11 protein-coding genes and 1 tRNA gene are annotated in these 12,986 nt (G+C 66.8%); 6 read left to right on the top strand and 6 right to left on the bottom strand.

All coding sequences use genetic code 11. From position 1 onward, the window contains the following. Positions 1–165 precede the first annotated feature (165 nt). On the bottom strand, positions 166–1,812 hold the full coding sequence (locus D3H54_RS11265) for an AAA family ATPase (protein WP_168214836.1): 1,647 nt from the start codon (positions 1,810–1,812) through the stop codon (positions 166–168). A 356-nt stretch (positions 1,813–2,168) separates the two neighbouring features. After that, a complete protein-coding gene (locus D3H54_RS11260) occupies positions 2,169–2,414 on the bottom strand; it encodes an excisionase family DNA-binding protein (protein WP_286199209.1) in 246 nt (81 codons plus the stop codon). Between the two features lie 59 nt (positions 2,415–2,473). Between D3H54_RS11260 and D3H54_RS11255 the strand changes: the two genes are divergently transcribed. The 3 genes from D3H54_RS11255 (at position 2,474) to D3H54_RS11245 (ending at position 5,896) form a co-directional block, all read left to right on the top strand. Continuing rightward, positions 2,474–3,055, top strand: coding sequence for a hypothetical protein (locus D3H54_RS11255; protein WP_149379102.1), 582 nt, complete (start codon positions 2,474–2,476; stop codon positions 3,053–3,055). Beyond that, positions 3,055–4,473: a site-specific integrase gene (locus D3H54_RS11250; RefSeq protein ID WP_149379101.1), complete on the top strand. Its 1,419-nt coding sequence runs from the start codon at positions 3,055–3,057 to the stop codon at positions 4,471–4,473. Before D3H54_RS11255 ends, D3H54_RS11250 begins: the two co-directional genes overlap by 1 nt. 82 nt (positions 4,474–4,555) lie before the next feature. Further along, entirely contained in the window at positions 4,556–5,896 is a 1,341-nt protein-coding gene (locus D3H54_RS11245; protein ID WP_149379100.1) for a hypothetical protein, read from the top strand. 94 nt (positions 5,897–5,990) lie between these two features. Here D3H54_RS11245 and D3H54_RS11240 read toward each other — a convergent pair. From D3H54_RS11240 to D3H54_RS11225, 4 genes are all read right to left on the bottom strand, one after another. Further along, positions 5,991–6,065: transfer RNA gene (locus D3H54_RS11240), tRNA-Val, on the bottom strand. 13 nt (positions 6,066–6,078) lie between these two features. Next, a complete protein-coding gene (locus tag D3H54_RS11235; protein WP_149379099.1) occupies positions 6,079–6,537 on the bottom strand; it encodes a peroxiredoxin in 459 nt (152 codons plus the stop codon). Next, the gene (locus tag D3H54_RS11230; RefSeq protein WP_149379098.1) at positions 6,534–6,962 is read right to left on the bottom strand and encodes a DUF3052 domain-containing protein; all 429 of its coding nucleotides are present in this window, start codon (positions 6,960–6,962) and stop codon (positions 6,534–6,536) included. Before D3H54_RS11230 ends, D3H54_RS11235 begins: the two co-directional genes overlap by 4 nt. An 85-nt stretch (positions 6,963–7,047) precedes the next feature. Next, entirely contained in the window at positions 7,048–7,617 is a 570-nt protein-coding gene (locus D3H54_RS11225) for an Rv2240c family protein (RefSeq protein ID WP_286199208.1), read from the bottom strand. A gap of 148 nt (positions 7,618–7,765) precedes the next feature. Between D3H54_RS11225 and aceE the strand changes: the two genes are divergently transcribed. The 3 genes from aceE (at position 7,766) to D3H54_RS11210 (ending at position 12,972) form a co-directional block, all read left to right on the top strand. Then, positions 7,766–10,555 carry a pyruvate dehydrogenase (acetyl-transferring), homodimeric type gene (aceE, locus tag D3H54_RS11220; protein ID WP_149379097.1) on the top strand — a complete coding sequence of 930 codons (2,790 nt, stop codon included), beginning with the start codon at positions 7,766–7,768 and terminating at the stop codon, positions 10,553–10,555. Between the two features lie 61 nt (positions 10,556–10,616). Next, positions 10,617–11,900: a PucR family transcriptional regulator gene (locus D3H54_RS11215; RefSeq protein ID WP_149379096.1), complete on the top strand. Its 1,284-nt coding sequence runs from the start codon at positions 10,617–10,619 to the stop codon at positions 11,898–11,900. Between the two features lie 151 nt (positions 11,901–12,051). Further along, entirely contained in the window at positions 12,052–12,972 is a 921-nt protein-coding gene (locus D3H54_RS11210; protein WP_149383471.1) for an ACP S-malonyltransferase, read from the top strand. Positions 12,973–12,986: the final 14 nt, after the last annotated feature.

Below are 12,986 nucleotides of genomic sequence, written 5' to 3'. Positions count from 1 at the left end.
CCTATCGGCCCCTTCTGCGGGGCCGATAGAATCCGCAGGCCAGGGGCTGTTTTCTGCACCTATCGGCCCGCATCGGCCCCCGCGTCGGGGCCGATGCAAAACATTTATCGGCCCCACAGAAGGGGGCCGATAGAAAATCGCAGGTCAAATGGCATTTCTGGCCGTTCATCCCGTTGTAGGCCCCTGACCCTGCGGCGGGGGGAATTCGACCACCGGAGCCAGGCCCGGCGCGGTGTCGGCATTTGGCTTCTCGCCCAGATACATCGGGTCCAGCACCTTGGGTGCCAGACGGTAGATATGTGCACGGCCTACGAACTCGACGGTGACGAGCTGACGCTCCTTGGCCGCCGCTAGCGCCTTGACGACGGCGTCCTTCTTACCACCCACCGCATCCTTGATCGCGGTGGTGTTCATGCCGTCCTTGCCCTCAGCGCGGGCGTCCGCGAGCACGTCCAAGACGGCGGCCAGGCGCTTGTCGATCAGGTCGGCCGCACGTGATTCCGTTCGGTTGCCACCGGCGTAGGTGAGGTGGCGGGTGTCGCGGTCGAACGTCAGCTGTCCCTCGGGCAGCTCTACGTCGCGGCCCATTGCCGACAGGAACCGTGGGCGGCCGACCTCATCGGCCTCGTCCCCGCCCCGCACGATTTTCAACAGTACGTCGGGCCAGTCCAACAGTCGTGAGTCGCCACGGGCGCGCTCGTTGTGGTGGCCCATGTGGGTCACCACCATGCCCTCCTCAGCACCGGCCTCGGCCAGCAGCGCGTCGAAGGCCACCAGCAACTTGCCTGCGTCCTTGTCCTCCGACAGGTTGAGCGCGTCGATCACGGGACGCAGGCAGTCCAGGATCACCACGTCGGCACCGGAGAAGCGTTGTGCCCACTGCGAACGTGCGGCGGCGTCGAGAATGTCGAACGCCGAGACCGCACCGCGTAGCGACACCACCGTCACGGCGGTGGTGTTGTGAATGCCCTGGTCGCGCAGCCAGCGCCGCAATGTTCGCTTGTCCAACTCGGTGTCGATGAGTACCACCTTGCCTACCGGCTGCACCTCGAACCGGCCGAGAAAGGGGTCACCGTCGACCAGGCTGCGAACGAGGTTGCCGACCAAGGTCGACTTGCCCGACTTGTACTGGGCGGCCAACAGCACGCGGCCACCGGTCGGCCACACCTCACCGATGCGGTACGCGGCGTTCTCGTCCTCCTCAGCCAGCAGGTCGTCCAGGCCCATCGGCTCGGGAATCGCCACCGCCGCTTCACGGCCCGTGGTCATGCTGCGCGCCATGCTGTCCACCTGCTTGCGGACGTCCTGGCGGATCGCGGCGGCGCGGACCTTGAGTGCGGTCATGTCAGCCGGTTTGAGCTTGGGTAGCGCGGCCAGAACCTCGTCGGAAGCGCCGGCCTCTACCGCGTCCACACCGCAGAACATCAGGGTGGGGGCGTCGGTGACGGGATCGCGGGATGCGTCGTGGCGCTCGAACTTCCACGTGAGATTGCGGGCCCACTGGTGGGGTAAGCCGTCCACGCTGGCCAGCGCGAACCAGTGTGGCTTCCAGCGGTTCTTGCGGTCCTCCGTGACGGCCTGGACCTTCGCCTGCTCCTGGCGCGCCACCTCGGCGGCAGGGTTATCAAACGGATCCCAACCTGGCTCGCCGTGTGCGCGGCCACGCGGATCCACCGGCTGAGTTCGCTTGATAGCCAACGGTTCGGCTGATCCTCCAAGGTCGCCCTGCCCGGTCCACGGGTCACCGGCTCCGTTGTGTCCGTTGGTGTGTGCCGATCCGGCGGGTGCGGTGGAGCTGTTGATACCATTCACTTGTTCGTCTCCTCGAACATCGGGCATGTCGGGATGCCCTTGGTTTGAATCGCCCCGCCGTCATCGCGTCGGCGGGGCGATTTTGTTGTGCGCCATGGGCTGTGGTTGATGTCGGGGAAGACAGAGCGGCACGCAATGCGGTGCGTTGGACGTTGACGAGCGGCGGTGCGGTGGTTTCTATTTCACCCGCTCAGCGTGCAATCGCCCACATATCGGTGCCGCGCGGCGACACTGCAGCAATGCAGCCGTATTGTGCGGGTCGCGATTTCGTGATCGAAGGGACCGTACCCGGCGCGACTACCCTGGGGCTGCGGGCTAACCAAGGGGCGCACCGGGCCCGTTCCCGGCCTAGGTGACTACGCAGCGCCGCTCTCGCCGCTCAGGGTGCGGAGCAACCAGAGCGCGGAGATGCGTACACGACGCACACCGAGCCGGACCACCGGCATGTCGCCGGATTTGATGCGCTGATACGCGTACGCGCGTGAGATGCCGAGCAGCTCGGCGGCGCGCCCCACGCTGACGGTCGGTGGCCCGCTGCGTAGTTCGTCCAGGACGGGCATCAGAGGTGGAGTGGGCGCGGGTGCGCTGGCGTTGGTGGTCATGGGTGCAACCTTGGCCTGATTGAGTAATAGGTGTCCAGACATTCTGTTATCATTTTTGAATGACCAGTGATAACCGGCCACCACAGCTCATCAAGGGCGATGTCCTGCCAGGTGGCGTCCGGCGCGTCAGCGGCACGCGCGGTGAGGATGACGGCCTGATCGAGGTAACACTGGTCGGCCACCCGTACCGCTACCAGGTGCGCATCGAAATGGGAGGCGGCACACCGCGTTTGGTTGAGCTGCACCTGCTCCCCCTTGATCCCGACGCCGCCGCCGACATCGACCCGGCCGCCATCCGGCTGGTCCCGGTGCGACGTCTAGCCAAGGCTGCGGCAGGATTCATCGCGCGTATGGACGGCGCATTCCTCGGTGTGCAGCACTCGCGCAACCAGACGCTATTGCTCCGGCCAGAGCGCCCCACGGGCGGCGGAAAGCGCCGCAAGCTCGATGACGTTCACTATCGCGAGGTTGCCGACATGCTCATCGCCGCACGCGATGTCGGAGAGCCTCCGCGCGAATACGTCGCTCAACAAATGGGAGCCTCGCTGCCCACCGTGGACCGCTGGCTCGCCGAGGCCAAGAAGCGCGGTTACCTGCGCCGCGATTGGAGCATGACGACCGACACCGCCGAGGGGAACTGATGAGCACCAACGACACCGAGCAAGGCCAGCCGAAGCGCACCCGTCGCGCTGAGCCGATCAGCACCCACGTTGCCAAGAACGGCACCACCACGTACTGGTTCCAGGTGGACGTTGGCCTCAAACCCGACGGGTCGCGCGACCGCCGCAAGTTTACGTTCCGCACCAAAGCCGAAGCGCGGCGCGAGTTTCGGCGCATCACCAGCGAGGTGACTGCGGGCACGTACAACAAGCCAACCGCAATCACAGTGGACGAGGCGTGCGAGGGCTGGCTCGCCGGTCGGCGCGGCATCCGACAGGTCACCAAGTACTCGTACGAGATGGATCTCAAGCCTGTGCGCCGCTACCTCGGCGGCAAGAAGCTCCAGGCGCTCACCAAGGCCGACGGCGACGCCTTGGTGCGGTGGATGCTGACCGAGGCGCGCACGTCACCCAAGCACTACCGGGACGGCTCGCTCGCGGGTCGGGTCGTCGCGTTGGTGGCCGAGCATCCCGAGGGCATCACCGCCGCCAAGTTGGTCGCCGCAATGCCAAACGGTGACGTGCACACATGCCTCACTGCCCTGGCTCGCGCGGGGCGAGTGACCCGTGTTCGCCGCGGTGTGTACGCGCCCGCCGCCGAGGAGAGCACCGCACCCGACGAGAAGCGGGGCCTCAGCCCCCAGACGATCCGGTCGACGCTGACCACGTTCGGGGCAGTCGTCCAGAGCTACGTCGATCAGGGTGTGTTGCCCCGCAACGTGATTGCGTTGGTCGAGCGGCCCAAGGACGCCGACCCCGACGACGCGCAGCGCACCGGGGAGGCCGACGACATCGAGGCCACCGCCAAGTCCTGGACGCTGGGCGAGGTCGGCCAGTTCCGCGAGGCGGTAGCCGATCACCGCCTTTACGCCTGCTGGCTGCTGTCCTGCTATGGGATGCGCCGCTCGGAGGTGCTTGGCCTGCGGTGGTCGGCGGTCAACCTGGATACCGGAACGCTGTCGGTGCGGCGCGGCCGGGTGGCCGTCGGCAATGAGGCCATCGAGGGCGCACCGAAGTCGAAGCGCAGCCGCCGCGATCTGCCGCTACCGGACGACGTGGTGGCCGCGCTGCGGGCGCTGCGTCAGTGCCAGCGCGCCGAAGCGCTGGCGCTCGGCCTCGGGTGGACCGAGGACCGGCCGGTGGCGGTGCGCGGGGACGGCGAGCCGCTGCGTCCCGAGTCCTACACCGACGAGTTCCAGCGTCTGCGCACGCGCGCCGGACTGCGCCGGATCAAGCTGCACGGCCTGCGGAACACGTCGGTTTCGCTCATGCTCGACCAGGGCCACCCACCGCACATCGTCGCCGCCTGGCACGGCCACGATCCGGCGGTGACACTGTCCATCTATGCCGACGTAAAGGCCGACGAATTGCGCGCGGTCGGCGCATCGCTGTTCGGCTGACTGCTCGGTGACCTAAACCGCGTAAGACACGCTGGCGGCGCGCACTGCCAAGATTGTCGGGGCGCGTTCATACGATGCCGGTATGTCCACTGCGTCGTCCGACGAAGACACGACACCGCCCGCGCCGGTGGAACCTCCGCGCCCCGGCTTCCACGAACGAGACGCAACCGAGCTCGCTCAGGAAGCAAAGCTCGGCGAGAACGGACAACTTCATATCGAACAGGCCCAGCAGTTCTACCGCGACATCTTCAGGGTGGTGGGTGATGAAGCCTGGCTTGATGATCCGGTTGGCCCACTTGGCACTCAGTGGCGAGGCACCGGAAGTGCTCAGTCGACGCACTACTTGCTGAACATCGCGGACGTGCTCTACAAACTCATGGGGAACGCCTCGCCGGGGGTCGGCAGGACGCTCATCCAGCGGATACGCACCGTCCTCCGGCCAGCCGACGATCACGCATACGAGGAAGCGTTGATCGAGCTGGAGGTGGGCGGCGTGATCGCGTCGTCGGTAAGCCCTATTCTCCTGGAACCGCTGGTGCCCCCCACGTGGAGGCCAAGCCACGGTGAGCAACCGATGTCCCCCGACTACGGAGTGCGGGTGCCCGAGGGGCTAGTTACCGTCGAAGTCACTGTCTGGCATTGGGAGGCGTACGCCGCGTGGCACCGGATGAACGAGACCATCTCGACCGCGCTGTCGGCGCGAATGAAGAAGCGCGGCGTCGCCCGAAACATCCGTATCGAGCTGCCGATTGGGTCGCCTCAGGAGCTAGTCAAAGACCTGTGGAGCCATGAGTTCTGCGACCAGGTGTGCGACGACGAGTACGGCGCGATTCAGAGCGCCGTGGGCGTAGCGCCACGGCCGATCACAGCAACATGGAGTCCAATGCTCCACTTCCCAGATCCCGACAACATCGACTGGGAAGCAGTCAAAGCCAGCGGCAGCACGTCCTTCACCGCCGGACCCAACGTCGGATATTCCTTCGGCTACTCGATTAACCCGTGCATCGATGACGATGATCGCAATGCGGCACTGGAATCATTACGACGATCCCTCGACCGAAAGAAGCGCCAACGCGACCCGAACGCACCGCACTTCATCGCCGTCGCGTCGACGTTCCCCAGGATCGCGGTCGGGCCAAACGAGTTGGCGCCAACCTGGGACGTACTCGGCCCCCTCATCGAGGAGCGGCTGTGGCCGAACCCCAGGTTCGACTGGTTGTCTGGCGTCCTGCACGTCAGAACAAATCGGGTGGCGTCGCAAGGCGAGCTTTCGTACCGCCTCGACTACAACCCGAATCCCAACGCTGCAATCCCCGCACCCGACACGTTCATGCGAGCGGCTACGGGCGAGGCCGAATTCCACGCGATGTGGCAGCGGCCACGGCGACCGGAGGCCACACCGCCGCCGCACAGCGGCACATGATCTCGCTGGCAACTTATCGGCAACTTGGGCACCAATCCGGTGCAGGTGGCCGCACCGCACGGCCGCCGGAAATGGTGCTGACCTGTAATAACTTTGGTGGGCGCGGACGGTATCGAACCGCCGACCGCTGGTGTGTAAAACCAGAGCTCTACCACTGAGCTACGCGCCCGTGCCCGGGCAGGTTACACGGCCGCCAGCGCCTGCGTCCAAACCGATCCATCGCGCGCCTCGCCAGGCTCCTTGCACTCGGCGAAGCGGATGACGCCGCCGCGGTCGATCGCGAACGTGCCCCGATTGGCAAAGCCGGCGGCGGCGTTGAACACCCCGTACGCCTGCGCCACCGCCCCGTGCGGCCAGAAGTCGGACAGCACCGGGAAAGAGAAGTTGCTCTGCGTGGCCCAGACCTTGTGCGTGGGCGGCGGACCGACCGAGATCGTCAACGTGGCGGTGTCGTCGTTGTCGAACTCGTTCAGATGGTCGCGAACGTAGTCGAGCTCACCCTGGCAGATGCCGGTGAACGCCAGCGGGAAGAACACCAGCAGGACGTTCTTTGCGCCGCGGAAGTCACTGAGCGTGACGGGCTGACCGTTCTGGTCTTTGAGCGTGAAGTCAGGGGCATCGGATCCGACCCCAACTGTCACGAGTGCCTCCCGGCCGCCTTCGACTTCGGCTGCACCAGCCGGCTGGCGATCCAGTCCCCCAGATTGGCCGAGCTGGTCTGCATCAATCCCGCGGTGGGCGCCGACTCGGCGATCTCGGCGGGCTGAACATGGCCGGGCTTGCCGGTCTTGGGTGTCACCACCCAGATGATGCCGTCGTCGGCCAACGGCGCAATCGCATCCATCAGCCGATCCACCAGGTCACCGTCGCCATCCCGCCACCACAGCAGGACCACGTCGACCACCTCGTCGGCATCCTCGTCGAGCAGTTCCGCGCCGCTGGCGTCCTCGACGTCGACCCTGATGTCGTCGTCGGTGTCCTCGTCCCAGCCCAGTTCCTGCACGACCTGATTTTTTTGGATGCCCAGCTTCTGGGCGTAGCTCGGGGGGCCACCCTCCGCGACCACCGTCGGAACCTCCTTGGAATCAGGGTCGGCTGTCTAAGGGCCTATCGTCGCACGACGACGACGATTACTCGCCGTGCGGTCGGAATCAGTACGTCGCGTCGCACAGGCTCAACGCATTCGACCTGGTGTCGTTGAGGTCCTGGATGGTCTTGTTGAACTCTGCCGGACCTGCGTGTCCGGTGATTGCGCCGGCCGTGGAGTGCGCGCCGTCGACCCACTCCTGGAACGCGGATTTCAGCTCGGCCGGGATCGCGTCGGTGATGCTGGCGGCGACGGCGTCGGCGCTCTTGTTCAGCGCGTCGACCGCCGGGCCCTCTGTCGCCGCGATGTCGGGGGTGGCCTGGTTGAAGGCGCTCACGTAGGCGTTGACCGCGTCGATCGCGTCGGCGCTGGAGGTGGACAGCGTCTCGCAGGTGTCATGCATGGCCTGGGTGGTCAGCGAGGCCTGCCGTTCGGATTCCCGGGCGCTGGACGACGCGGCCGACTCCGAGGCCGACACCGACATCGAGGTCCGGAAGGCCGGGGCGTCGCGCCCGTTGGCCGACGGCTCACCGCCGGTCACGCTGGTGCAGCCCACCACGCCGGCCAGCACGGCCGCCGCACTGCCGACCAGCAGCCCGCCGATCCGGAGCTCGCGCGCACGTCTGAACAGCACCCCGGCAGGTTACCGGGTGCGGGCTGCACTCGGCGCGCTGCGAAGAATTCACCAACCCCTGGGTTGACTACTCGTCGGTACTGCCTCGATTGCGGCACGATAGAAGGCGGACGGTGCAAAACCTGCACCTCCTACTAAGGAGCTGAAGTTGACCACCGAGTTCGCGCGCCACGATCTGGCTCAAAACTCAAGCAGCCCAAGCGATTCCGATCGAGTGCGGGTGATCCGCGAAGGCGTCGCGTCGTATCTGCCCGATATCGACGCCGAGGAGACCTCGGAATGGCTGGAGTCGTTCGACGACCTGCTGGCCCGTTCGGGCCCGGCCCGCGCGCGCTACCTGATGCTGCGATTGCTGGAGCGCGCCGGTGAGCAGCGCGTCGCGATCCCCGCGCTGACCTCCACCGACTACGTCAACACCATTCCCACCGAGCTGGAGCCCTGGTTCCCCGGCGACGAGGACGTCGAGCGCCGCTACCGCGCCTGGATCCGGTGGAACGCCGCGATCATGGTGCACCGCGCGCAGCGACCCGGCGTCGGCGTGGGTGGGCACATTTCCACCTATGCCTCGTCGGCCGCGTTGTACGAGGTCGGCTTCAACCACTTCTTCCGCGGTAAGGCCCACCCCGGCGGCGGCGACCAGATCTTCATCCAGGGCCACGCCTCCCCCGGCATCTACGCCCGCGCCTTCCTCGAGGGCCGGCTCACCGCCGACCAGCTCGATGGCTTCCGTCAGGAGCACAGCCACCCCGGCGGCGGGTTGCCGTCCTACCCGCACCCGCGGCTGATGCCCGACTTCTGGGAGTTCCCGACGGTGTCGATGGGCCTGGGCCCGATGAACGCCATCTATCAGGCGCGGTTCAACCACTACCTGGCTGACCGCGGCATCAAGGACACCTCCGATCAGCACGTGTGGGCGTTCCTCGGCGACGGCGAGATGGACGAGCCGGAGAGTCGCGGCCTGATCCAGGTCGCCGCCAACGAGGGTCTGGACAACCTGACCTTCGTGGTGAACTGCAACCTGCAGCGCCTGGACGGGCCGGTGCGGGGCAACGGCAAGATCATCCAGGAGCTGGAGTCCTTCTTCCGCGGTGCCGGCTGGAACGTCATCAAGGTGGTGTGGGGCCGCGAGTGGGATGCGCTGCTGCACGCCGACAAGGACGGCGCGCTGGTGAACCTGATGAACACCACGCCCGACGGCGACTACCAGACCTACAAGGCCAACGACGGCGCCTACGTGCGCGACCACTTCTTCGGCCGCGACCCGCGGACCAAGGCGCTGGTGGCCGACATGAGCGACAGCGAGATCTGGAACCTCAAGCGCGGCGGCCACGACTACCGCAAGGTCTACGCCGCCTACCGGGCGGCGATGGAGCACAAGGGCCAGCCCACGGTGATCCTGGCCAAGACCATCAAGGGTTACTCGCTGGGCGCCCACTTCCAGGGCCGCAACGCCACCCACCAGATGAAAAAGCTTGCACTGCAGGATCTTCGGGACTTCCGTGACGCCATCCGCATCCCGGTGTCGGACGAGCAGCTCGAAGAGAACCCGTACCTGCCGCCGTACTACCACCCCGGCCCCGAGGCGCCGGAGATCCGCTACCTCATCGACCGGCGCCGCGCCCTCGGCGGCTTCCTGCCCGAACGCCGCACCAAGGCCAAGGTGCTGACCCTGCCGCCGCGCGATGTGTACAAGGCGCTCAAGAAGGGGTCCGGCCAGCAGCAGGTGGCGACCACCATGGCCACCGTGCGTACGTTCAAAGAACTGTTGCGGGACAAGGAGATCGGGCACCGAATCGTCCCGATCATTCCCGACGAGGCGCGCACCTTCGGCATGGACTCCTGGTTCCCGAGCCTGAAGATCTACAACCGCAACGGGCAGCTGTACACCGCCGTCGACGCCGAGCTGATGCTGGCCTACAAGGAGAGTGAAGTCGGCCAGATCCTGCACGAGGGCATCAACGAGGCCGGCTCGACGGCATCCTTCACCGCGGTCGGCACCTCCTACTCCACCCACAACGAGCCGATGATCCCGATCTACATCTTCTATTCGATGTTCGGGTTCCAGCGCACCGGAGACGGGCTGTGGGCGGCCGCCGATCAGATGGCCCGCGGATTCGTGCTCGGCGCGACCGCCGGCCGCACCACTCTGACCGGCGAAGGTCTGCAGCACGCCGACGGCCACTCGCTTCTGCTGGCCTCGACCAACCCCGCGGTGGTGGCCTACGACCCGGCGTTCGCCTACGAAATCGCCTACATCGTGGAAAGCGGCCTGGCCCGGATGTACGGCGAGGACCCGGAGAACATCTACTTCTACATGACGATCTACAACGAGCCGTACGCCCAGCCTGCGGAGCCGGAGCACTTCGATCCCGAGGGCCTGTTGCGCGGCATGTACCGGTATCGGAAAGCCCAACAGTCCCGCTCCAACGTCGCGCAGATCCTGGCGTCCGGAGTGGCGATGCCCGAGGCCCTGCGGGCTGCCGACATGCTCTCCGAGCGCTGGGATGTCGCGGCCGACGTCTGGTCGGTGACCAGCTGGGGTGAACTGAACCGCGACGGTGTCGGGGTCGAGAAGGAGCTGCTGCGCCACCCGGACCGTCCGGCACGCACGCCGTACGTGACGCAGGCGCTGGCCGATACCGCAGGCCCGGCCGTCGCGGTGTCGGACTGGATGCGCGCGGTGCCCGAGCAGATCCGCCCGTGGGTGCCCAACACCTACGTCACGCTGGGCACCGACGGGTTCGGCTTCTCCGACACCCGGCCGGCCGCCCGCCGGTACTTCAACACCGACGCCGAATCAGTGGTGGTGGCGGTGCTCGAGGCGCTGGCCCGCGACGGCGAGATCGACCCGTCGGTCGCGATCGCCGCGGCCCGGGAGTACCGGATCGACGACGTGATGGCCGCCGAGGTCTCGTTCGTGGACACCGGCAGCGCGTAACCCTGGGCCTGCACCTGCCCATTTGGTGGGAACATCCAGAAAAGCGGCGTAGCTTTTAGGGGTGAGTGACAATCCGCTCCTCGAGCCGCTGCCGCCGTCGGCCCTGGAGCTGCTGGAGAACGTGCCGGATTCGACGCTGCGCCGACTCAAGCAGTACTCCGGCCGGCTGGCCACCCAGGCCATGCAGGCCATGCACGAGCACCTGCCGTTCTTCGGCGAACTGGAAGCGTCCCAGCGCGCCAGCGTCCAGCTGGTCTTGCAGACGGCGGTGGTCAACTTCGCCGAGTGGATCCGCAATCCGCTGAGCAATGTGGGTTACACCGCCGACGCGTTCGCCCTGGTTCCGCAGGACCTGACCCGCCGCATCGCGCTGGCCCAGACCGTCGACATGGTTCGGGTCAGCATGCAGTACTTCGAGCTCGCGGTCCCCGCGCTGGGCCGCAACGACGAGCAGCGCACCGCGCTGGCGGTCGGCATCCTGCGGTACAGCCGCGACCTGGCATTCGCCGCGGCAGCCTCCTACGCCGACGCCGCCGAGGCCCGGGGATCCTGGGACAGCCGGATGGAGGCCAGCGTCGTCGACGCCGTCGTCCGCGGTGACACCGGTCAGGAACTGCTGTCCCGGGCCGCTGCGCTGAACTGGGACACCACGGCGCCGGCGACGGTGGTGGTCGGCACCCCGCCGCCCGGCCGGGAGGAGCTGGCCAGCGAGGACGTCCGGGAGATCGCCTTACGCCACAACCGGGCGGCCTTGGCCGATGTGCACGGCACCTGGCTGATCGGGATCATCTCCGGCCCGTTCGGGCCCACCGACAAATTCTTCAAAGACCTGATCAAGGTCTACTCCGACAGCCCGGTGGTGATCGGGCCGACCGCGCCGATGCTCACCGCGGCGTACCACAGCGCACGCGAGGCCATATCGGGGATGAACGCCGTCGTCGGGTGGACCGGCGCGCCGCGTCCGGTGCTGGCCCGCGAATTGCTGCCTGAGCGAGCCCTTCTCGGCGACGCCTCGGCCGTCGCGGCGCTGCACACCGAGATCATGCGGCCACTGGCCGATGCCGGACCGGCGCTGTCGGAGACGCTCGACGCCTACCTCGACAGCGGCGGCGCAATCGAAGCTTGCGCCAGGAAATTGTTCGTTCATCCAAACACGGTCCGCTACCGACTCAAGCGGATCGCCGACTTCACCGGTCGTGATCCCACCGTGCCGCGCGACGCGTATGTCCTGCGGGTGGCGTCCACAGTGGGACGGCTGGGCTATCCTTCGCCCCCCAACACCACGGCAAACAGTTCTGTCGCACAACTCACAGCGCCGTTGGTCGGAACTGTGGGCAACGTCTGATAAGAGCTTTAGATCGCGGTGAGGTATCGGGAACGTCGCATCACATGCACTTTTGTGGGACCTCCACAAAAACCTAAGACGAGGTTCATAATCTCTTACACCGTGCAGATCGGGTTTCACAGTGTTCTCTTAAAGAGTGCCTCATGACTCCGTGATCGCATTGCTGGCGCCCGGACAGGGCTCGCAGACCCCCGGCATGCTCGAGCCCTGGCTTGAGCTGCCCGGCGCAGCCGATCAGATCAAGATCTGGTCGGATATCGCCGGTCTCGACCTTGCCCGCCTGGGCACCACCGCAACTGCCGACGAGATCACCGACACCGCGGTCACCCAGCCGCTGGTTGTCGCGGCGACCCTGCTTGCCAACGCCGAGCTGATCAAGCGCGGCACGCTCGCCGGCCGCACCACCGTCGTGGCCGGTCACTCCGTCGGTGAGATCGCGGCGTACGCGATCGCCGGCGTCATCTCCCCCGACGACGCGGTCAAGCTGGCCGCCGTCCGCGGGTCTGAGATGGCCAAGGCCTGCGCCGTCGAGCCGACCGGCATGTCCGCGATCCTGGGTGGCGACGAGGCCGAAGTACTGGAAGCGCTGGCCCGCCTCGACCTGATCCCCGCCAACCGCAACGCCGCAGGCCAGATCGTGGCCGCCGGCGCCATCGCGGCGCTGGAGAAGCTGGCCGAGGATCCGCCGGCCAAGGCTCGCGTGCGTCAACTGGCCACCGCAGGCGCGTTCCACACCCACTACATGGCGTCCGCGCTCGACGGATATGCGGCGGCCGCGGCCGAGGTCGACACTGCCGAGCCCACCACCACGCTGTTGAGCAATGCCGACGGTCAGCCGGTAGCCTCTGCGAAAGACGCGATGGAGAAGCTCGTCGCGCAACTCACCCGGCCGGTGCGCTGGGATCTGTGCACCGACACCATGCGCCAGCTCTTTGAGAACGCAGAGGGCTCAGCGATCGTCGAGTTCCCGCCCGCGGGAACGTTGGCCGGAATCGCCAAACGAGAACTTCGGGGAGTCGCCAACCGTGCGATCAAGACCCCCGCAGACCTGGACGGACTCACCGAGCTGTAATCGCCCCGGCCGAC

This window comes from Mycobacterium sp. ELW1 (assembly GCF_008329905.1).
In the GTDB taxonomy this organism is placed as follows: Bacteria; Actinomycetota; Actinomycetes; order Mycobacteriales; family Mycobacteriaceae; genus Mycobacterium.
The sequence above is the reverse complement of the archived record's forward strand: the minus strand, read 5'-3'. Positions and strand labels throughout refer to the sequence as shown.

Excerpts from the sequence above, each read along its gene's own strand:
- D3H54_RS11260 (WP_286199209.1), bottom strand. The coding sequence starts at position 2,414 with ATGACCACCAACGCCAGCGCACCCGCGCCCACTCCACCTCTGATGCCC.
- D3H54_RS11255 (WP_149379102.1), top strand. The coding sequence starts at position 2,474 with ATGACCAGTGATAACCGGCCACCACAGCTCATCAAGGGCGATGTCCTG.
- D3H54_RS11250 (WP_149379101.1), top strand. The coding sequence starts at position 3,055 with ATGAGCACCAACGACACCGAGCAAGGCCAGCCGAAGCGCACCCGTCGC.
- D3H54_RS11245 (WP_149379100.1), top strand. The coding sequence starts at position 4,556 with ATGTCCACTGCGTCGTCCGACGAAGACACGACACCGCCCGCGCCGGTG.